The organism is Chitinophaga sp. Ak27 (assembly GCF_012726295.1).
Lineage (GTDB): Bacteria > Bacteroidota > Bacteroidia > Chitinophagales > Chitinophagaceae > Chitinophaga.
On sequence record NZ_JABAOB010000001.1, the window covers coordinates 111,052 to 132,159 of the forward strand.

At 44.3% G+C, this 21,108-nt stretch carries 22 protein-coding genes, 1 tRNA gene and 1 pseudogene; 8 read left to right on the top strand and 16 right to left on the bottom strand.

Features of this window, described 5'->3' with window-relative positions; genetic code table 11:
• The first annotated feature begins 3 nt into the window (after positions 1-3).
• From HGH90_RS00445 to HGH90_RS00455, 3 genes are read left to right on the top strand one after another with little or no spacing between them, the layout of a single operon-like run.
• Positions 4-2,259: a histidine kinase dimerization/phosphoacceptor domain -containing protein gene (locus HGH90_RS00445; protein WP_169190089.1), complete on the top strand. Its 2,256-nt coding sequence runs from the start codon at positions 4-6 to the stop codon at positions 2,257-2,259.
• A gap of 4 nt (positions 2,260-2,263) precedes the next feature.
• Positions 2,264-3,628 (top strand): sigma-54-dependent transcriptional regulator, encoded by a 1,365-nt coding sequence (locus tag HGH90_RS00450; protein ID WP_169190090.1) that lies wholly within the window; start codon positions 2,264-2,266, stop codon positions 3,626-3,628.
• A gap of 7 nt (positions 3,629-3,635) precedes the next feature.
• A complete protein-coding gene (locus HGH90_RS00455) occupies positions 3,636-4,271 on the top strand; it encodes a TMEM175 family protein (protein ID WP_169190091.1) in 636 nt (211 codons plus the stop codon).
• Positions 4,272-4,273: 2 nt separating this feature from the next.
• Here the strand turns inward: HGH90_RS00455 and HGH90_RS00460 are convergent, their stop codons facing one another.
• Positions 4,274-5,884, bottom strand: a complete 1,611-nt coding sequence (locus tag HGH90_RS00460) for a sigma 54-interacting transcriptional regulator (RefSeq protein WP_169190092.1) — start codon at positions 5,882-5,884, stop codon at positions 4,274-4,276.
• A gap of 181 nt (positions 5,885-6,065) precedes the next feature.
• Between HGH90_RS00460 and HGH90_RS00465 the strand changes: the two genes are divergently transcribed.
• Positions 6,066-6,647 (top strand): Crp/Fnr family transcriptional regulator, encoded by a 582-nt coding sequence (locus tag HGH90_RS00465; protein ID WP_168765547.1) that lies wholly within the window; start codon positions 6,066-6,068, stop codon positions 6,645-6,647.
• 3 nt (positions 6,648-6,650) lie between these two features.
• Here the strand turns inward: HGH90_RS00465 and HGH90_RS00470 are convergent, their stop codons facing one another.
• From HGH90_RS00470 to HGH90_RS00495, 6 genes are all read right to left on the bottom strand, one after another.
• Positions 6,651-7,268, bottom strand: a complete 618-nt coding sequence (locus HGH90_RS00470) for an alpha/beta hydrolase (protein WP_169190093.1) — start codon at positions 7,266-7,268, stop codon at positions 6,651-6,653.
• 7 nt (positions 7,269-7,275) lie between these two features.
• The gene (locus HGH90_RS00475) at positions 7,276-8,211 is read right to left on the bottom strand and encodes a ring-cleaving dioxygenase (protein WP_169190094.1); all 936 of its coding nucleotides are present in this window, start codon (positions 8,209-8,211) and stop codon (positions 7,276-7,278) included.
• Between the two features lie 10 nt (positions 8,212-8,221).
• The gene (locus HGH90_RS00480; protein WP_168765550.1) at positions 8,222-8,533 is read right to left on the bottom strand and encodes a hypothetical protein; all 312 of its coding nucleotides are present in this window, start codon (positions 8,531-8,533) and stop codon (positions 8,222-8,224) included.
• Positions 8,534-8,542: 9 nt separating this feature from the next.
• Positions 8,543-9,268 carry a pirin family protein gene (locus tag HGH90_RS00485; protein ID WP_168765551.1) on the bottom strand — a complete coding sequence of 242 codons (726 nt, stop codon included), beginning with the start codon at positions 9,266-9,268 and terminating at the stop codon, positions 8,543-8,545.
• A gap of 163 nt (positions 9,269-9,431) precedes the next feature.
• Positions 9,432-10,253, bottom strand: a complete 822-nt coding sequence (locus tag HGH90_RS00490; protein WP_168765552.1) for an alpha/beta fold hydrolase — start codon at positions 10,251-10,253, stop codon at positions 9,432-9,434.
• A 261-nt stretch (positions 10,254-10,514) separates the two neighbouring features.
• A complete protein-coding gene (locus HGH90_RS00495; protein ID WP_169190095.1) occupies positions 10,515-12,041 on the bottom strand; it encodes a family 43 glycosylhydrolase in 1,527 nt (508 codons plus the stop codon).
• 169 nt (positions 12,042-12,210) lie between these two features.
• Between HGH90_RS00495 and HGH90_RS00500 the strand changes: the two genes are divergently transcribed.
• The gene (locus HGH90_RS00500; RefSeq protein WP_169190096.1) at positions 12,211-12,747 is read left to right on the top strand and encodes a hypothetical protein; all 537 of its coding nucleotides are present in this window, start codon (positions 12,211-12,213) and stop codon (positions 12,745-12,747) included.
• A 41-nt stretch (positions 12,748-12,788) separates the two neighbouring features.
• Here the strand turns inward: HGH90_RS00500 and HGH90_RS00505 are convergent, their stop codons facing one another.
• Together HGH90_RS00505 and HGH90_RS00510 are read right to left on the bottom strand one after the other, a co-directional pair.
• Positions 12,789-13,112 (bottom strand): hypothetical protein, encoded by a 324-nt coding sequence (locus HGH90_RS00505; RefSeq protein ID WP_169190097.1) that lies wholly within the window; start codon positions 13,110-13,112, stop codon positions 12,789-12,791.
• Positions 13,113-13,175: 63 nt separating this feature from the next.
• A complete protein-coding gene (locus tag HGH90_RS00510; RefSeq protein ID WP_169190098.1) occupies positions 13,176-13,511 on the bottom strand; it encodes a hypothetical protein in 336 nt (111 codons plus the stop codon).
• On the opposite strand from HGH90_RS00510, the gene HGH90_RS00515 reads away from it, so the two are divergent.
• A complete protein-coding gene (locus HGH90_RS00515) occupies positions 13,502-14,305 on the top strand; it encodes a DUF5995 family protein (RefSeq protein ID WP_168765557.1) in 804 nt (267 codons plus the stop codon). The genes HGH90_RS00510 and HGH90_RS00515 overlap by 10 nt on opposite strands.
• Before the next feature lie 134 nt (positions 14,306-14,439).
• On the opposite strand, the gene HGH90_RS00520 is transcribed toward HGH90_RS00515, so the two are convergent.
• The 4 genes and pseudogenes from HGH90_RS00520 to HGH90_RS00525 form a co-directional block, all read right to left on the bottom strand.
• The gene (locus HGH90_RS00520; RefSeq protein WP_247679954.1) at positions 14,440-14,859 is read right to left on the bottom strand and encodes a VOC family protein; all 420 of its coding nucleotides are present in this window, start codon (positions 14,857-14,859) and stop codon (positions 14,440-14,442) included.
• Positions 14,860-14,915: 56 nt separating this feature from the next.
• Complete coding sequence (locus tag HGH90_RS32200; RefSeq protein WP_410493672.1) at positions 14,916-15,062, bottom strand: VOC family protein; 147 nt, start codon at positions 15,060-15,062, stop codon at positions 14,916-14,918.
• 28 nt (positions 15,063-15,090) lie between these two features.
• A pseudogene (locus HGH90_RS32205) lies at positions 15,091-15,207 on the bottom strand (VOC family protein); the annotation flags it as partial.
• An 87-nt stretch (positions 15,208-15,294) separates the two neighbouring features.
• Entirely contained in the window at positions 15,295-15,873 is a 579-nt protein-coding gene (locus HGH90_RS00525; RefSeq protein ID WP_168765558.1) for a Crp/Fnr family transcriptional regulator, read from the bottom strand.
• A 150-nt stretch (positions 15,874-16,023) separates the two neighbouring features.
• Here HGH90_RS00525 and HGH90_RS00530 point away from each other — a divergent pair, with 150 nt between their 5' ends.
• Together HGH90_RS00530 and HGH90_RS00535 are read left to right on the top strand one after the other, a co-directional pair.
• The gene (locus tag HGH90_RS00530; protein WP_168765559.1) at positions 16,024-18,393 is read left to right on the top strand and encodes a plasma-membrane proton-efflux P-type ATPase; all 2,370 of its coding nucleotides are present in this window, start codon (positions 16,024-16,026) and stop codon (positions 18,391-18,393) included.
• Between the two features lie 10 nt (positions 18,394-18,403).
• Complete coding sequence (locus HGH90_RS00535) at positions 18,404-18,835, top strand: universal stress protein (protein WP_168765560.1); 432 nt, start codon at positions 18,404-18,406, stop codon at positions 18,833-18,835.
• A gap of 259 nt (positions 18,836-19,094) precedes the next feature.
• Here HGH90_RS00535 and HGH90_RS00540 read toward each other — a convergent pair whose 3' ends face one another.
• From HGH90_RS00540 to HGH90_RS00550, 3 genes are all read right to left on the bottom strand, one after another.
• Entirely contained in the window at positions 19,095-19,955 is an 861-nt protein-coding gene (locus HGH90_RS00540; RefSeq protein WP_168765561.1) for a hypothetical protein, read from the bottom strand.
• 397 nt (positions 19,956-20,352) lie between these two features.
• A tRNA-Leu gene (locus HGH90_RS00545) sits at positions 20,353-20,436 on the bottom strand.
• A gap of 94 nt (positions 20,437-20,530) precedes the next feature.
• Positions 20,531-20,941 (bottom strand): carbohydrate-binding protein, encoded by a 411-nt coding sequence (locus tag HGH90_RS00550; protein ID WP_168765562.1) that lies wholly within the window; start codon positions 20,939-20,941, stop codon positions 20,531-20,533.
• Between the last annotated feature and the right edge of the window lie 167 nt (positions 20,942-21,108).

Genomic DNA, 21,108 nt, shown 5'->3' on the forward strand with positions numbered 1-21,108 from the left:
CCTATGCTACAATTCATGATCAACTCCCGGTGGAAGGTATTATTCATATGCCTGCTGCTGCCGGCGTATACACATGCCCAGTCGGACATTGACGTTAAAAAGGCAAATGAACTACTCCGGAATGGCCAGGCGGATACCGCCACCATTGCCAGGATGCTGCGCGTGGGCGAGGCATTCCTTGATAAACCGGAATCCAGGGAAGAAGACATGAACATGGCTTTTCGCATGGCAGATCAAATGGAAGCCAGCAGCCGGCGAATTAATTATACCAGAGGTCTTGGCCTGAGCAAATTGCTGCGGGCCAAGGCCTTCCGTGAATCAGGACATGCAGACCGGGGAAGAGCCAGTAGTAAAGAAGCCTTGGTATTACTGACCCAATATGGCACGATAAGAGAAAAGGCACAGGCCATCATTGAACTGGGCGGCACTTACTCCAACAATAGCAATGACCTTCCCCATAAAATTGAATTGTATCAACAGGGAGCAGCCATCTACCTGGAAAATGGGGATGAACTATCCGCTGCTCAGCTAAAAGAATTCGTCGGAGATCTCCTGCAGGTAAACGGAGATTATATCCATGCGCAAGAAGTACTCGAAGAAGCCCTGGTGATCTACAAAAAGAAAGGATACCCAAGATTACAAGGTCTGTATTCTATTATGGGGGAAGTATATCATGGGTCCAACAACTTTGTACAGTCCCTCCGTTATAACTTGCTGGCAGTGGAAACTGCCGAAAAATTGGACGAACAGGGACCGCTGATGTCTACCATCTACAATCGCGTAGGATTGAACTACTACAGCGTACACTACTACGACCAGGCGCTTGATTATTTTGACAAAGCGCTGGCCCATGCAAGAGGCCTTCATGATACAGGTACGGTGAGGTCTATGCTGCTAAATATATCAGATGCATTGCGGCTTGGGGGAGAATATCGCCGTAGCCTGGATACCCTGCGTGTTGTCGGAAACCTGGGTATAGCTCCCGGCGAAACGGAAACCGCGCAAGCGGAAATGAGTTACCTGAAAGATTATGCCGCACTGCATCTATTGCAAAAAGCCGCTCCTCATTACGAAAAACTGAAAGCACTTCTCGAAAAAGGAATTACCAGCAAAGTAGTTATTCAGGCGGTGCGGCTGGCAATAATATTCTATCTGCAGGAAGCAGGCCGCTTCCGTGATGCCGCCCAATACCTCGCCGCATATCAGCAAGCCGTGAAAGATGCACCTGCCGGGCTGGTACGACAGGCAGAAGCAGCCTATCTCGCTTTCCGTAGCGATTCCGCGCTGGGCAATCTTTCCAGCGCCCTCACCCACTTTCAGCGTTATAAACAACTGTCCGACTCCGTAACCAGCACCAACCAAAGCAAACAGCTGGATGTGCTCCGGTTGCAATTCGAAACAGAAAGAAAAGATAAAGACATTCAGCTGCTGACCCAGAAAAGTGCCTTGCAAGAAGTGTCCTTACAAAAAGGAAGGGTATTCCGCAACGTGATCATGGGAAGTATTTGTATGCTGCTGCTCATCCTGGCGCTGCTGTACAACCGGTACCGGCTGAAGAAGAAAACCACCTTCCGGCTGGAAAAACAGCAGGAAGCTATCAATACACAAAACGAACTGCTACAAAAACTGGTAGATGAAAAAGAATGGCTGTTGAAAGAAATACATCACCGCGTAAAAAATAATCTCCAGATCATCATCAGCCTGCTGAATACCCAGTCGCTGTACCTCGACAATGCCGACGCCATTGCCGCCATCAAAAACAGCCAGCACCGCATGTATGCCATGTCGCTGATCCATCAGCGGTTGTACCACACGGACAACCTCGGCGCCATCGATATGAACTGGTATATCCGGGAACTGGCGGGTTTTATGCAGGAAAGCTTCGATAACGGCTCCAGGATATCCTTCTCCATCAACAGTGATGTGATGTTGCTGGATGTAGTGCAGGCCGTTCCACTCGGACTAATTCTGAATGAAGCCGTTAGCAATACCATTAAGTATGCCTTTCCCGGCAACCGGAAAGGCGCGGTGACGATCACCTGCAAAAAGGATGAAGCACAATATTGCTCGCTTATCATTGCAGATAATGGTGTTGGGCTACCAGCACATTTTGTTCCGGAAGAATCACGATCGCTGGGCATGAGCCTCATGAAAGGGTTGGCAGAGCAACTGGAGGGGTCATTCAGTATTAACAGCAGCCCGGCAGGTGTTTCTATACAGGTGCTGTTTTTAGCAAGATCAATCAACCAGGTAAACTAAAAGTATGGCTTACAAAGAAAAAATACTAATTGTAGAAGATGAGTTCATTGTAGGCAATGACCTGAGAATGATGCTGATGAAAGGCGGCTACGATGTATGCGGTATCGCCGCTTCCGTGGAACAAGCCAGGGTATTGATTACGGAAAAGAAGCCCGACTGGGTGCTGCTCGACATCATCCTAAAAACACCTACCAACGGCATTGAACTGGCCAAAGAACTGTTGCAGCTTCATATTCCTTTTCTATACATTTCTGCCAATACCAACCAACAGACACTGGAAGCGGCCAAAGCCACCCAGCCTTATGGTTTTTTGGTAAAACCATTCCGTGAGCGGGACCTTTTCGTCATGCTCGATATTGCCCGTTACCGCTATGGCGTGGAAACCGGCATGATCAGGGAAGCACCTTCCGCGCCTGTGGAAACAATGTTTGATCCGGATATCATCGGCAATAGCAACGCCATGAAAAAAGTGCAGGACCAGGCGAGAATAGTGGCTGCCACCAATACCTCTGTATTGCTGCTCGGCGAAAGCGGCACCGGCAAAGAGCGTTTTGCCCGCGCCATTCATAAAAATTCACTCCGTAAAAATAAACCATTTATCACCGTCAACTGCGCAGCGCTGCCCATTACCTTGTTGGAATCGGAACTATTCGGCCATGAAAAAGGCGCATTTACAGGAGCCGTTCAAAAACGCACCGGCAAATTTGAGCAAGCACAGGGCGGTACACTTTTCCTCGATGAAATTGGGGAACTTCCGCTGGATGCACAGGTAAAGCTGCTCCGCACACTCCAGGAAAAAGAAATAGAAAAGCTGGGCGGTGGTCCGCTGATTAAAGTAGACGTACGCGTGATTGCAGCCACCAACAGGAACCTGGAAAAAGAAGTGGCTGAAGGGAAATTCCGGCTGGATCTATATTACCGGCTCAATGTATTTCCCATTGCATTGCCACCATTGCGCGAACACAAAGAAGATATCCAGCCGCTGGCGCTTTATTTTCTTAAAAAATTTTCAGACAAAGCCGGCAAAAAAGTACCCGTTGTCAGCGAGGCAGCCTGGCAAACGCTCCGGCAATATGATTGGCCCGGTAATATCCGGGAGCTGGAACACGTGTTAGAGCGACAATTTATCCTGGCAGCCGGCGAACAAATCGATGCCATAGAAATCCCGGTTACGCAAATGCCACTCCTGCAAACAGCAGAAAAGCTGGAAACCATGGAGGAAATGGAAAGAGCACATATTATGAAAGTTCTGAAAGCCTGTAATGGCCGGGTATCCGGGAGTATGGGCGCCGCAGATATTCTCAATATATCTGCACAAACACTGTATTCAAAAATGAAAAAACTGGGTATAAAAACCACCTATAAATAACCCGTAAATGGAAAAAGAAACGGCGAGAATAGAAGGATTCAGTGATGGGGTTTTTGCCATCGCTATTACCCTGTTGGTATTGGAATTACGCATTCCTGTGGCTGAGAGTAACAATAATCCGCAGGCACTGATAAACAGCCTGTTGGCGCAGTGGCCTTCCTTCCTCGCATTCAGCCTGTCTTTTTTCAGTATTTTCATTATGTGGGTCAACCATCACAAGATGTTTAAGCAGATCTACCGGCGCAATAGTACGTTGATGTTTGCCAATGGGCTTATTCTGTTTCTGGCCACCTGTATCTCCTATCCTACTGCCTTGCTGGCCAGGTATTATGGCACTCCGTCAGTAACGGTGGCTGTAGCTGTTTATACCGGCCTATTTGTACTGATTAACCTGGCATTTAATTTACTATGGGGCATTGCCAGCCGGAATAAAACGCTGCTGCGACCGGAGATCAGCGCGGCAGCTGTTAAAAAAATCAGGAGAAATTACGAGTATGGTATCCCCATACACTTATCGGCGTTTATGCTTTCCTTTTGCTGGCCTAGCGGCGCCCTAATATTATGTGCCGGGTTATGGACTTATTGGGCGTTTACCTCCCGCAGGTTGGACCTGTCTGGCAGTCTCACCGCCAACAAGCCATAGCCTTATTCTTTTCCGGTATCAATAAAATGTTCTTTCCTGATTCCCAGCTTCTGCATTTTTGAAATGAGGGTGGTAGAGGGTAATTGCAATTTGGCGGCCGCACCATTAACTCCGGATATTTTTCCTTTCGACAACTTCACCATCCTCAGGATATGTTCCCGCTCCACGTCTGCCAATGGACGTACCTGCGTTTCAGGGTCAGATGAGGCAAACAATATTTTATTCCGGGTGGGCAGGCTTATCTCAGTGATGGTACCAGCAGCAGTAAGCAGCACCGTCCTCTCAATCAAATGCTCCAGCTCCCGGATATTTCCCGGCCAGGAATAAGCCTTTAATTTCTCCAGTGCTTTAGGAGCAATGCCAGTTATTTTTCTGCCGCTACTGACTGCATATTTTTCGATAAAAAAGGCAACCAGTTCAGGTATGTCTTCTCTGCGTTCCCGCAATGGTGGCAGCGAGATCGGAAACACGCAGAGGCGATAGTATAGATCGCTTCTGAAACGGCCCGCCACAATTTCAGCTTCCAGGTTCTTGTTGGTAGCGGCAACAATGCGCACATTCACTTTTATTACCGATTTTCCACCAATTCTTTCAATCTCTTTTTCCTGCAAAGCTCTCAGTAATTTCGCCTGCATTTCCAGTGGCAACTCCCCGATCTCATCCAGGAAAAGCGTACTGTTATTGGCCAGTTCAAACTTGCCGATTCTCTTCTCCAGGGCGCCCGTGTAACTACCCTTCTCATGGCCAAATAATTCACTTTCCAACAGGTTGGCCGGAATGGCAGCGCAGTTTACCTTGATCATGAGCTTGTCGCGCCGCGGAGAGGCATCATGTACCTGGTGCGCGATCAATTCCTTACCGGTACCCGTTTCTCCAAGGATTAATACGGTAGCATCCGAAGGCGCTACCTTTGAAACGAGATCGTATACTTTTCGCATAGCAGGAGACTTACCAATCGCCTTACCTGTAAGCTGTTTATCCTTCCTTCGTTCTTCTTTCAGATAGCTGTTTTCCTGCTCCAGCTGGGTCTTGTACTTCCGGATTTCTTCCAGCTGTAATTCAACTTTTTCATTGGCCAGTATGTTGGATATCCCCGTTCCCAATTGATCAGCCATACCTTTGAAGAAACTGAACCGGCTTTTTAGAAAAACGCCCGTCTTCAATGCATACAAATACAGCACGCCTTTGGGTGCTTTCCCGTTACAAATCCTTACAAGCATGATTTCTTTCACGCCTACATTGTACCAGTGTATGATATATGTGGGAATTCCTTTCCGGCGTACCAGGCTTTGCATATTGAGTACCACCGGCTCTTCCTCGTCAATGGCCATGTCAAATATCCCGTCATGAATAGGATGCTGTAGCAGCATCACCGGGCTTTCGCCGGTAACGGACCTTATTTTATTTTTCGGGCTGTATAGAAATGGCGAGTGGGTGGCAGCATCTTCGTTGATCAGGCAAAGCGTATAATAGCTGGCACCAATATTTTCCAGCAATTGTTCATTGACGATTTCCCAAAGATCGGAGCGGTGCCGTGCAGCGGCTACTGCTTTGGAAAAACAAAGCAGGTTCTCAAATTCATCTTTTTTAGCACCAGTGTCTGTGTTCATCATACAATAATACAAAAGCTTTCATAAAATTACGATATATCGTAAAATGGCATTTTCATTAAATGATCTTAACTATATAATAATCAATTAATTGCATTCAGGTATATGGTTTGGCTATAGGGTATCGCGTATTTACCGGGAAATGGCAAGCGCACAAGTACTAATAACCTATCTTTAACAGACTATGTTTGAACAGATTGATCAATTCGTGGACCGTATCATATCGCTCACACCGGAAGAGCGGCAGCTCTTTCATTCCCTGCTCAAGTTCAGGCGGGTGAGAAAACGCACTTATCTTTTGCAGGATGGCGATATATGCGACTTCGAAGCATATATCGTGAAAGGTTGTATCCGCACCTATTACCTGAGCGATGATGGTACGGAAACCATACTTTCCTTTGCCATAGAAGACTGGTGGGTAAGTGATCCCTACAGTTTTACAGCGCAGACGCCTTCCAATATGTTCATTGAATCGCTCGAAGATTGCGAATTGCTGGTCATTGACCATAAGAGCAAAGCGGCGCTGTATGAAAAAATACCCAAGTTTGAGACCTTGTTCCGGCTGCTGATACAGCGATCCCTCTTTGCATTGCAGAAGCGTTTTCATAGCCTTGTTTCACAAACCGCAGAACAGCGGTACGTCGCTTTTCTCGAAAAATACCCCCAGGTAGTGCAACGTGTACCACAGAACCAGATAGCCCGTTACCTGGGGGTATCGCCAGAATTTTTGAGCAAAGTGAGAAGCACCATGCACAAAAAGAAATAGCGGCTAACTAAATATCAGTTCGTTGGCCTGCCTGATCTCATCTTCGATGATGGTATGTCCCATATTGTCATAGATCTTTTCCGTTACGCGGGCGCCCATCTTTTGTAAGACGGCAGTGGATTCATGTACCCGTTGCACCGGTACATGGAAATCAGGATTGGAACTACCGATGAAGACAGGCATGCCCTCAAACGTTCCATTGTAGTTTTCGGGATATATACGATCTCCAATCAGCCCACCGGTGAAGGCAACGGCACCTCCGTATTCAGCTGCATTTCTGGCAATGAATTCGAGCGTAAGACAGGCCCCTTGGGAAAAGCCCAGGAAGTAAATATGCTCCTGTGCAATGCCCTGCTCTTGCAACTTCTCTGTCATGTTTTTCAGCAAGCTTAACGCGGAAGAAAGCCAGGGCTCATTCTCCGATGGCGGGGCAAGGAACGACTGCGGGTACCAGGTATGGTTGGTTGCCTGTGGCGCCAGCAGCGCATAGTCGCCAACAGGAAACCATTGTGCCAGCGACAGGATATCTTCTGCCGATGCTCCCCTGCCATGTAGCATGATCAATGCCTTTGAAGCTGCCGCCACCGGTTTTCCGGCTGTGATGATATTTTCTTTATGCATGTCAGGATCATTTTAATACCGGTAATACTTTTTCAATCTCACCCCTTGCTGGCTCATACTGTTTGGGAAGTCTGAGACTGGTACCCAGCTTATCGAGCGGCTCGTCTACTGTAAAGCCAGGGTTGTCTGTCGCGATTTCAAACAATACGCCACCCGGTTCCCTGAAATATAAAGAGAAAAAATAATCCCGGTCAATTTTAGGCGTGATTTGTAGTCCTTTGCTTAACACCTTCTCCTGGTATTCCATCTGGATGGTGTCGTTAGCTACCCTGAAAGCCACGTGGTGGTTGATACCTGCACCACTTAATCCCCGTTGTCCTTCCGGCAATGCCAGCAAATCGATGATACTTGCGTGTTGCACCGCATCGGTGATAAAGCGGTAGCGGTTTCCTTCCTGGGCCAGCAGGCGATAACCGAATATCTCTGTCAGCACCTTGGCGGTGGCGTCTATTTCTTTTAGGGACAAAGTAGTACTATGGAAACCCCTGGTGGCTATATCTTCCTTTACGTCTGACGTTTGCCAGGGTGCCCTGGTATCCGGCGTTTTGGGTACCACCAGGTTGATATTAAGTCCATCGGGATCTGTAAAAGCAAGATAGGGTTCACCGAAGTGTTCTTTTATTTCGGAGAAAGGTACCTTAAAGCGGGATAACCGCTCTTTCCATACATCCAGGCTGCCTTGCGGTACGGCATAGGTTATTTCGGTAGCCATGCCCGTCCCTGCACGTCCAGAAGCGATATTTCCCCACGGGAAAAAGGTAAGGATGGAACCTGGCGTACCCTGCTCATCACCATAGTAGAAATGGTACGTCCCCGGATCATCAAAGTTAACAGTCTTCTTCACCATCCTAAGTCCCAGTACACCGGTATAAAAATCGTAATTGCGTTGGGCATCACCTGCAATAGCGGTAATGTGGTGAAGGCCCAGTATTTGTTTTTCCATATTTTTACTTTTATTGTTGATGATCGAGTGCTGCACGCAGTTCATTTTCCAGCAATCCACTGCCGCCCCCGTAATGTCTTATAATGATGGTTGACAGATGATGGTTGTTGACGGCACTGTGAAATGCTTTTTCGTCGTCGGCGCTTACGCCCACACAAAGCAACAGGGCGTCGTAGTTTTCGTTGAGCAATTTTTCCAGCCCTTCCTCCCTGGTAAGTGCAATAACACCATTCCAGCCGGTATGACTATTGAGCAGCCGTTCTACCACCTGCATGATAGCAGGATCGTATCCAACGGCGAGCAGTTTTAAGTGGTTGTTCATAGCAATATATTATTGCGGGTTAATGATCATGGGTACCTCCATTATCAGCAGGCGGGCATCATCGCTTAGTCCTTTTACTTCGATCTCCTCCGCCTCCCATATGCCCAGTCCATCTCTTGCGGAAAGTTCTTTCCCATCGATATAGAAACGGCCGGCTATTACAAAAGCATACACACCATTACCCGGCTGATGTACCGGATAAGTAAATGAAGCACCGTAATCGAAAAGCCCGATGCTGAACCATACATCTTTGCGAATAGCTATCCCATTGGGATTATTGGGCCCGATAAACGTATGCAGCTGGTTTTTTTCTGCATGAAGCGGCAGCTCTCCCAAGGTATATCTCGGCGGCGTATTCAGGTTTTCAGGATAGACCCAAATCTGGAGAAATTCGGCTACCTCCTCGCTGCTGTTATTGTATTCACTATGAAACAAGCCGCTGCCGGCATGCATTACCTGGATGGTTCCTGCGGCTGCTATGGCCTTGTTCCCAGCCGAATCCTCATGCCTGAGGCTTCCTTTCAATGGAATACTGATAATTTCCATATTGTCATGCGGATGCTGCCCAAATCCTTTACCACCAGGTAGCGTGTCGTCATTCAGTACCCGCAATACGCCAAAACCCATTCTCCTGGGATTGTAATAATCGCCAAAACTGAATGTTTTCCGGCTGTCCAGCCAGTCATGATGATCATGCCCCCGGGTGTCTGCTTTATGAAGAATATACTGTGCCATTGCCTTTATATTTATAAAACAAAGTTCCGTTAAATGGCCCCTTTCGCCTATGAACCAGGTTAAGAAACCGGGTTAATCTATATTAAGATTTCGAGGTACTCTCCCAAAAACCAATGGCCTGGAGTAACTCCTGGCCATTGATTGCAAATGATCACCTTCGCTGCTATTCTTTAATGAAAGCCAACAGGTCCGCATTGATGGTAGCTGCTTCTGTAGTGGGCATTCCATGTGGGAAACCGGGATAGGTAATTAAACGGCCATTCTTCAGCAATTTGGCTGCCTTCACGCCGGTAGTAGCGATGGGTACAATCTGGTCATCTTCGCCATGCATAACCAATACAGGAATATCGACACTTTTAAGGTCTTCCGTAAAATCAGTCGCTGAAAAAGCTTTAATACACTCATAATGTGCGTTGATAGCTCCCATCATGCCCTGACGCCACCAGTTGTCCATGATACCTTGTGATTTTTTTGCGCCTTCTCTGTTATAACCATAAAAGGGAAGCGTAAAATCCTGGAAATACTGCTGGCGCCTGGTGGCAGTATTAACGCGTATTTCATCGAATACAGACATGGGAACACCATCGGGGTTGTTTTCGTTCTGCACCATGATGGGGGTAACGGCACTTACCAGCACAGCTTTGGCCACGCGGCCCTTGCCATGTTTTGCCACATAACGGATCACTTCTCCTCCACCGGTTGAGTGCCCGATATGCACGGCATTTTTTAAATCAAGTGCTTTCACCAACTCAGCTACATCTGATGCATAGGTATCCATATCATGACCAATAGCTGTTTGACTCGATCTTCCATGGCCCCTGCGATCGAAAGCGATCACCCGGAATCCCTGGTTCAGAAAAAAAATCATTTGAGCGTCCCAATCGTCGCTTGATAATGGCCAGCCATGATGGAAAACAATGGGCTGACCGGTTCCCCAGTCTTTGTAATAAATTTCGGTGCCGTCTTTAACAGTGATCTTGTTCATGTTTTTGAGTTTAAGTGATGGTTAATAATTTAGTATGGTTTCTTCCCTAACGAATGAATAGTTGTCGTCATTCTCTACCAGTAGTGTTAAAATAACAAGACAAAACTCCAGCTTTCAGTAACTATCACCAATAACCTATATTAAGAACTGTAATTAATCTAGGTTAAGATCCGCTGCTTTATACTGGTAAAATTGGCTATCGGCAAAAAAAGGCGCTGCAAGCCTAAGACTGCAGCGCCTTTTTTATTAATATCGAGAAGCTTACCTATCCAACATAAAGGTGCCCGCTTCTGCCAATCCAGGCTGAGGTTGAGTATCCAGTCCCGATATCGGTACCAGCTTAAAATACCTGAATTGCTTTCTTGCGGGAAGTGTGAAGTATTGTTTATTAGGATAAAGATTAAGCAACGTAGTGGTACCCAGATTTTCCCATGTCTGGTTATCATTGCCCACTAATATTTGTAACTCCTTTATCTTCCGGTCGCCATCTTTCTGAATGAAAACAAAGCCATCTACCGGAAGCGTATCTCCCATATCTACTGTGATCCAATGATCGGGGTAATTAGTAGCGGGGGCAGAATAGCGTGCTATCCACGGGGTGGAAGGGTCGTCATCTATGATTCGTATTGCCAGTCTGCTATTGTTAAGCTCTTCTGAGCTGAATCCGGCAATTGACCAATTTTCTTTTGTATACATCTTCCGTATCGGTTCACCAGAAGGTTTCAGCACAGGCGAACCGATTTTTACCGGCACGCCGAAATTTGGCGTACCATCTGCATTCCAGGTAAATTTCTGTATGCGTGCATTCCTTCCGCCTCCCCCGGCCGCGCTGCGTGCATGGTAGATGATCCAGTCTTCCGTACCGTCCGGTGATTTAAAGAAACCATTGTGTCCCGGGCCAAAGGCGCCGCTGTCAGCGTTCATAGAAAAGACGGGGTTCGATGTTTTCACCCAGTCTGCCGGGTTCATGGGATCGCCGTTCAGGTTAAGACTCAGTAATCCCAGGCAATAGGTATCCACCCAATAGCCGCTGCCCGAGTACACTACGAACAGTTGTCCATTTGGATTGATGATCGCTTCGGGGCCCTCATTAATCGCATTTCCATTCTTCTCCCAGGAGTACGTAGGGCTGGAAATGATCGCTTTCGGGCTTGTAATTGTCCATGGATTGCTCATTTGGGCGATATAGATGCGTTGGGGTGCAGCGCCCGCATTGCCGCCGGACCATAACATATACATTTGTCCGTTATACTTAAAAACGGTTCCATCTATTGCCCATTGATCAGTAGAATCGGCCACTTTCCCTTTCAATACCCACGTGCCCTGCGTTGGATCTGCAGAGGTGTTCTCCACCACGTACATACGGTGATTGGCATTTGTACCGTCATCCGCTGCAAAATAGATGTACCACTTATTATCGATTTCATGCAGCTCCGGCGCCCACAGGTTTTTTGAGTATGGCATTCCCTGGGGAGGAATCCAGGCGTCGTATGACGCTGCCAATGCCAGTTCTGTCATGACGCTGGTTTTATAAAGCACCAATTTCCCTCCCTGTGTATAGGTGAAATAATAAACCCCATTCTTCTGGGCTACCCAGGGATCAGCGCCACGTGGTATCAGTGGATTTGTAAAGGTATTTTCGATAGCAAAATTTGTCCCATTTATGTTATCGACCTTGAAAGTCGTTTTAGCATCGTTGGCCGTTAACTTATCAGGGGTGCTTTTTTTACAAGCGGAAAAGAGGGCAAGGCATAGCCACGCAAGCAAATAGGTTACATTTTTTTTCATGGACGGAGGATTAACTGTTAACGTGGAAATTCCAATAACTCATTTCTAATATACTAAATCATTCATACAATTCATAGCTTTTTTGATAGCCTATAGTCCGAGACGACGGGTTCACATATTATGATACTATTAGCATTTTAATAAAAAAAGGATGCTTATCTTTATCGGCATGTTACGGACCGTCCTTTTTGCTGCAGTTTTAATGTGGGGTGTAGCCGCAAAGGCACAAACAGATCCCTCTTTCGGCGCTATGAACCGAACCGAATCTGCCTTTAAACAGCCTCAACAGGCCAATGATACCAGCCATGCCTATAAGAAGTGGTTTGTAACAAAATATGCCGGCGTTTCTACTGGTTTTGTAGCCTTTAAAGGAGGGAGTGGTTCTTTCTTGTCGGTACCGCTGTCATGGCAGATTAACCGTCAATTGACCAATAACCTGTTTGCCTTCGGAGGCGTGTCAGTGACGCCCTCTATCTTCCGTTATAACAGCATACCGTATCAGCCCATGGTTAATAAAAACAGTAGCCTGATGCAACCCAACCACTTCGCCGCTTACCCTGATGCTAAAATAGGCGTCATGTATATCAGCAATGACAGAACGTTTTCTATTTCTGGTAGCGTTGGTGTGAGCAGGGGAAGTTACTATGGGTACTCTCCTTTTTATGGCCCCGCGTATGCTCCTATGCAGGGCAATATGCAACGGTAAGGATTTACTTATCCAGATGTTTAGCAATGGTACATCAACTGTTAGCGATCAGGAAAAAACAGGTTTAACGCCTCCTCCGCGACTATCTGCCTCAACTCGATTTCCTTTTCCTTTAGATAAAAGACCAGGCAAAATATTTTTTTATCGGGTTGGGCTGTTTCAGATAAAATTACCTTGACAGAATTTCCAACTGGATCTTGTTGAAATCTCTTCATATCAAAATTGTGTAATAATTGCTCAAATCTCGCTGTTTCGGCTGTTTCAAATCTGCACCAATCACCACTCATATACCACATATCCTGCGATAAATTGGTAATTTCCCCTACAAGATTTCCTCCCCAGTATACATTGAAAATATAGTCCATTATTTCTTGTGTATAAAGATAATTAAATACACAGCCCGTATCAAAACGCGCTTTGCTCTCTTCTTAATCCTTTATTGACACTGGAAGCACCTCATTTATCTTATGCGTCCCCTCTCTAATCGAAACCTCATTTTCCCTATCTCCCATTTTAAAATCAACCGGGTATTTATTAATCTTCGACAGCCAATTAAACTCGACTTCAAATTTATTAGCGGTTTTCCAATACCCTCTTAATGCATATAAAGAAAAACCTTCGGCTTCCGGTGCGGAAAGAGAAAATGTTTCATAGCGGATCTCACAATTATTTGAGAAAGAATCGGCGCTATCGATAAAATTGAATATAACTCTTTTATTTGTAATATTGCCACCGCAACCAAAAACAAATGTAAATGTCTTCAACCCCAATGGTACCACAAACTTTAGATGAGGTTTTGGCAAAACTGGAAGATATCATCGGCAACGCCATCAAAAATGAAGATCGTAGTGGATATTTCGCCGCCCTGTATTACAAAGTGACATTGAAAGTAAAAGAAGGCATTGCAGCTGGCCAGTTTGGCGATGGAAAAAATATTACCCGGCTGGATATTCAGTTCGCGAACCGGTATTTTTATGCATTTGATCAGTGGCAGCAGGGAAAACCTGTCACAGGATCCTGGGAGGTGGCCTTCAATGCTACCAGGAAACGCTCCTGTTTAATATTACAGCACCTGTTACTGGGAATGAATGCACATATTAATCTCGACCTGGGTATTGCTACCTGCGAGGTATCCAATGGCGACCTGGATAGTATGAGAACAGATTACAATAATATCAACCTGATACTGGCCTCCCTTACATATGGAGTCATCAACCAGCTGAACGTGCTGTCGCCTTTTATGTCTATACTTGGTTTCAGAGGTACGAAATCAAATTCTATGCTGGTACAATTCAGTCTTGGTAACGCCAGGGATGGCTCCTGGTGTTTTGCAGAGGAACTGGCATTGAAAAAAGGCAGCGCATACGATGATTTTATCGCCCGGCGGGATAATGAAATCGCGGAGCTGGGAGGCAGCCTGATTAAGAGCAGGGGCTTTCTAAGAATTGGCGTCTGGCTCATACATTTATTCGAATGTAAAAAAGTGAGCTATATTATCGATATGCTGAATGACTTTAAGAAGCCGTATAAGAAGGATTTGAAGGGGTTTAAGTTATAGGTCTTTGAGATAATTACCCTGGCTGTAAGCATTTCTGATCATCCGGGAACCGATGGCAATTCACTAGAGATAAAAGAAGTGGAAAAGCCGGAGATGACGGCTTTTCCACCAAAGTACCACGCACTCGGATACTATTAGTTTGACTGTTGCGCAGGGAATTTAGTAATATCCATATAGAAAACTTCCCAGGTGTGTCCATCTAAATCTTCAATGGTTCGCTGTTGCATAAAGCCGTAATCTCTCAATTCATTTGGTTCAGTTCCTCCGGCTTTAAGGCCATTCGTTACTACCTTATTCACTTCATCCAGGCTATCTAACGATAGTGAAAAAAGTCCTGCTAAATTTGACTTTGTGTCTGCTAATGGCTTAGTCGCAAAGGTCTTAAACTTTTCATGTGTCATTATCATCACAAAAATGTTTTCACTCCACACCATGCATTTTGCTGAGTCATCTGAAAATTGAGGATTGTTAGCAAATCCTAATGCCGTATAAAAGTCCAATGATTGCTGAAGGTCTTTTACGGGTAAATTGATAAATACTTGCTTTGCCATCATATTAGTTTTTTAGTGAATGAATTTTATAATAATAGATAATTAGGGTTCTGTCTTAGTTACGAATTGGGTATGCTTGCCCGGTCCATATAAACAATTTCCCATTGATGTCCATCGGGGTCTGCAAAGCTGTGCTGGTACATCCATCCGTGGTCTTTCGGTTCGGCATAAATGGAGCCGCCAAGTTCGGTGGCTTTTGTTATGATTTACATAAATGTGTTCGTTTACCTCCATACAAGCGGCCTTGTCGTCGGTAAGTTGTGGGGGAAAGCTGTAACCAAGGCCGTTGAAAAATACCTTCGACCGCTCCAGGTCTTTAACTGGCAAGTTGATGAAAACTTTTGTTGCCATGATTTAAATTTTTAGTTGCTTGCTGAAGCAAAGGTGCGGCAACTGTTTTTCCAAAAAATTTACATTTGTTGAGAAAGCAAAAAATCTTTACTTATTCGCGAAAAATATCCTGCTTAGCTGCGTGGGGGTGATGCCTAAATAGGCGGCAATGTGCTGCTTCTTTAACCTTTTTACTAAACCCGGGTATCTGCGGAGAAAATTATCGTAATTGGTTTTAGCTGACTCATACCGTAGCGATACTTCGTAGGGCTCCTTCTCTATTATCCAATGCTGCTCCATATAGCGGATATAAAAGGCGGCGATGTCAGGATAAATCGTCACCAGTTTTTTAAATTCCATGAAATTATATTCTAGCACAGCGGTGTTCTCCAGGGCCTTTATGGTAAAATTACTCGGCGACTGCGTGAGCGCCGCTGTCATAGAACCGGCAATCCGGTTCTCGGGGAAGAAATATTTAATCACCGTATCGCCGTTTTCGGCGGCATAATACTGATACATTAAGCCTTTTACAATAAAGGCCACCTTTTTAGGCGTTTGGCCTTCGGCAATGAAATTGTCGCCCTTGCTGTAGGTATTTTCGCGAAGCAAATCAGCCCACGCCGCTTCAGCTTGCGGTGTGAGTTCAACGTAGGTTTTTATCTTCTGGAAGAAAACATCATGGGTCATTAAATAAAGATAGGAATCTTATTTGCCAGTGCAATGAAGGGACTGGGATTATTTTACAATGCTGCCGGAGTAATTAATAATAATAAAATTTTAACGTTTCAGGTTTGTTATTATCGTAATTTCATATAAATATTAGAAAAAACCGGAATAATGATTGACCTTTATTCGGGCTTACCCCAAAGAGAAGCAGAAAGCCGTTTGAGGCAATATGGCTATAATGAAGTCCCTGAAAAAAAAACATATCCACTGGTAGAATTTCTATCCAAGTTTTGGGGACTTAGTGCCTGGATGCTTGAACTAATAATCATTCTTTCATGGATATTGCACAAAGCATCCGATGCTTACATTGTAGCAGGGTTACTTGTTTTTAATGCAATTATCGGCTTTCTGCAGGAACAGCATGCTGCTAATGCAGTTGATGCACTCAAAAAGAATTTACAGGTAATGGTCAGGGTAATCAGAGATGGCACCTGGCAAACGTTTCCTGCCCGGCAAATAGTCCCCGGCGATATATTACGGATCAGAACCGGCGATTTCATACCTGCTGACGTTGAAATAGTTCATGGAGAAATACATGTTGACCAGTCCGCACTTACCGGTGAATCGGTAGAAATCAGAAAAGCACTTAAGGCAGCTGTGTTCTCAGGCTCCATAGTAACAGGGGGAGAAGCCACAGCAGCTGTTACAGCTACAGGGTCTAACACCAGCTATGGCAAAACTATTGAGCTGGTCAAAATAGCCAGACCCCAATCACATATTGATACACTGATTTCAAAAGTTGTAAAATGGCTTTTGCTTATAGTCACAATGCTATTATTAATAGCATTGATAACATCCATACTAAAAGGGAGCAACTTACTTGAAATACTGCCATTAATGCTGGTGCTGTTGCTTGGAGCTATTCCGGTAGCGCTTTCAGCAATGTTCACAGTTAGTATGGCCCTGGGATCAAGGCAATTGGTGAAGGAAGGCGTTTTAATAACCCGGTTAAATGCCCCGGATGATGCAGCCGCTATGGATATTCTATGCGTAGACAAAACCGGCACGTTAACTGAGAACAAGTTATCGGTGGCAAAAATAATCCCTGCAGGTCCATATACAGAAAACGATGTGTTACTTTATGGCGCTTTAGCTTCCCAAGAGGCCAATCACGACTCGATTGACATTGCCTTTATTGACGCCGCCAATCAGAAAAACCTCATCAATAGCTCTTTTATCCAGGAAGCATTTACTCCTTTTGACCCGCAAACCCGTAGAACCAAGGCTATTATAAAAAAGGGAGATGAAAAAATTGAAGTAATGAAAGGCGCGTTTGGAAGTATTGCCCAGACGTGCGGCCTCGACGAAAAATCGCTACGAGACTGGGAGATAAAAATAAATGGACTCGCAGAGGAAGGATATAGGGCCATAGCCATAGCAGAGAGGGATTTAAATGACAAGCCTCATCTCATTGGAGTAGTAGGTTTACACGATCCCCCAAGATCAGACGCAAAAAAGTTAATTGACGAGATTGAGAATTTAGGTATATCTGTTAAAATGCTTACGGGCGACGCCCTCCCTGTTGCAGTGGAAATTGCAAAGGCCGTAGGTATAGCTGGCACGATCATAAAGGCTTCTGAACTAAAAACAACCGACAAGGCAAAGAAAACCAGGCTACTTCAGAATTTCAGCGGTGCAGCGGAAGTTTACCCGGCAGATAAATATGGAATTGTAAAATCCTTCCAGGAAGCCGGCCATATAGTAGGAATGACCGGTGACGGCGTAAATGACGCCCCGGCGTTAAAGCAGGCGGAAGTAGGCATAGCCGTAAGTAATGCGACAGATGTGGCGAAAGGAGCGGCCAGTATCGTACTGACCGAAGAAGGATTAGCTAATATTATCAGCCCTGTTAAGATAGGAAGAATGATGTTTGAAAGAATCAATACCTGGATACTCAACAAAATTGCAAGAACAATTCTGAAAACCTGTTTTGTCGTATTTTCCTTCCTGTTTCTTGGCAAATATGTTATTTCCGCTTCCGCCATGCTGCTGATGATTTTTATGACGGACTTTGTCAAAATATCCTTATCAACAGACAATGTAAGGTGGTCTGTAACACCTGCAAAATGGCATATTAACAAACTGGCAAAAACAGGACTGATAATAGGATTATTGATGACCCTGGAGGCGTTCGGCCTTCTCTACATTAGTCAGCAATATTTTGGTCTGTATGCAGATGATGCCGCACTCAATACTTTTTGTTTCGAGATCCTACTTTTTTTTGCCCTGTTTTCAATATTTATAGTCAGAGAACAACGGCATTTTTGGTGCTCCAAACCAAGTAAAATATTGCTATTCATTATTCTGGCGGATATGATATTCGCAATAATGCTTTCTACTTTTGGTTTCTTAGGCTTTAAAGCCATTCCAATCACTCAAACTTTATTTGTAATTATTTATACGTTATTTTTCTCGCTAGGCATTAATGATGTTATAAAAGTGGCATTTTTTAAAAGAGTTGAAAAAGTAGTTAAATACTAAATAAACAAAAATGAATTACTGTAAAATTCTAATCGCAGTGGACGATGGGCCTACTGCAGAAAAAGTGGCATCAAATGGATATCAACTTGCAAAAAAATTAAAAGCGGAGATGGCACTATTGAGTGTTGTTGACACAACTCATTTAATGACAGATAGTGGAATAACACCGAGAGAGCTGGCAGACATCAATAAAAGTGATTTTAAAAAAAGCCACCAGTTGCTGGCTGAAAAAATTTTCAAGGATTACAAAATCTGGTCCTTTGTGGAAGAAGGCAAACCATACGAAGTAATTTTAAAAACCGCAGAAGAATGGGAAGCTGATTTGATTATAATAGGTACACACGGAAGAACCGGACTTTACCATCTGCTCCTGGGCAGTATAGCTGAGCATGTTATCCGGTATTCATCAATTCCCGTAATGATTATTCCGTCAAAGCCCTGATACGGGGCCTGCTAATCGCGCTACTATTGGTCAGGGGAATAATTTCAGCCGGTACCAGAATGAAATTATCCCCCGAAAATAAAGACGTATCACCAGCCTTTCTCTCAAACTTTTTAATAACACTGGATCTTTACAAATAGCAGCATTTTATTCAAAAAGAAAAAAGCCGTCCAATTTACTTTGGAGACTGCTTCTTTTCTCTTTAATGTAAATATGCACTCCTTTGTAGTTCGCCGGTTATAGCCCGATTAAACACCTGCTATTCTCTTATTTCGGTTTTATTTATCAAGAAGTTATTAATCGCATTATGTAACCGGACCGCAAACATATCCTCTGGCTTTGTTCTCTGCAATTCATTAAGATTTATCCTGTACCTCTCCTCGTTAAATGGCTCATCATTAATACTAAACATTCCCCCGAGCAGCCGGATTATCTCTTCTTCCTGAACCCCTTTTAATGTAGTAAGGGAAAGGGCTTTTATTAGTTCTGATAAATCTCTTTCTGTTCCTTCCCAGGGCAATCGCGTAATACTTCCTATTACAAGGTTGTCCTGTTCTTGTATTTGCCCTGTTAACCATTTTGCTAAATGGCAGTCACTGACAAACATCGCAAATTGCGTCATCCAGCCTTTTCCCTCTTCCTCTATTTCGGAGTTATAGAAGGGATGATCAATAAGCACATTATTGGTAAAAATCCATCTCTTTTCGTTTACTTTCTTTAATTCTTCCTTTAACACAGTTATTGGCGGTAAAGCAGTTGACTGTAGCTTATCTATTACAGACGTTATGGATGCGTTGGTAAAGCCGTCTATCACTGAATCAAAGTAAATCCATTCTGATACAAGCGGGACATACCAAATTTCAGGTAAATCATCACTTTTCATATATTTCTTCACGTCCTGTACCTCCTGATATAAGGCCTTTGATTCCGTTGTCAATATTTCTGATAATTCTTTTGATTTTTTGTTTTCATTGTTACGCGTGTAACGTGCATATAAGTTCCACGCCGTATTTATATACCTGGCGATTCGCCATTCATTATCTATTGCAAATTCCAGTTTGTACGACAACTCCCTGTACCAGTTAACATAGTTATCTATGTTTAGTTTTTGAAATTCCATTTTAAAGGTGTTTAAAGTTTGCTTATAGTGTTATTTCTAGCCCAGCGCAATTTAGATTATTTGCAGACAATGATATGAATATACGTCTCACGCAGCACCTGCCGTCTTTTGTTTTTTCCTTTTGCTATTGTACTTATTCTTCAATAGCCTTGCTATATTGAGGAATGACAAGCTTTCATGTTAAATAAATAACTTGAAAATTAGATATCAAAAGAATGATAAGCGTTAATTGGAAGTTAGTACAGTAAGAGAATAATTCTTTTGTAAAAGAAAGCATGGCTCGATTTTCATGGAGAAACTCACTTTTAATGGAGTCAATTATCGAACCACTGTATGGCGGGATTATACAAAAATAAAAATGGACAAACTGAAGATAACCTCTATTTGTCCATTTTCGTGCCCAGAACTGGATTCGAACCAGCACACCCTTGCAGGCGCTGCGACCTGAACACAGTGCGTCTACCAATTTCGCCATCTGGGCAACTGATATTGTGTCAGGGAGTGCAAATATAAGCAGTCATTTCTTTTCTCCAAAAAAATATCAACTTTTTTTCAAACTAACGTGAAAGGATATACTAATAATTATAAATAAACCCAAAGGAGGTAATACTAAAAGGCATCGCTCCCCGGGCTACCAGGTACAGATCATGTACGCCTTCTGCATGACGCAAGTTGCCGGTCAATTTCAACGCATAGGTACTATCACCGGTATAAGGAATCTCCAGGGTGCCAATAATTTTCCCCTTGGGCTTGTCGATACGAAACTCTAACCGCGCATTGCTCTTTTTATGCTCCGAGGCTACCTCCACCCGGAAACCTATTTCCCCCAGGCTCAGATTTACCTGCGCAAAACTCAGGTAACTCCCCTCCTTCATCTGGAATTCCGTGGCCCTATTTCCCTTCTTTGCCGCTGGCGCCGGCGCCGCCGTCTGTCCAGCGACAGACAATGGCACAAAAGCAAAAAGCAGCAATAACATCAGCCTCATAGGGATTGGATAGGTGTCTTCTCTTTATATACGTACCGATATGATTACTACCGGCACGATAAATTAATAATAAATATCATAAAATTAAGGAATTATGTAATATCATGGCAAAATAATAACACCGGCTGACCAAAATCAGCCCGTCCGATGACCCTGGTCAGGATGAA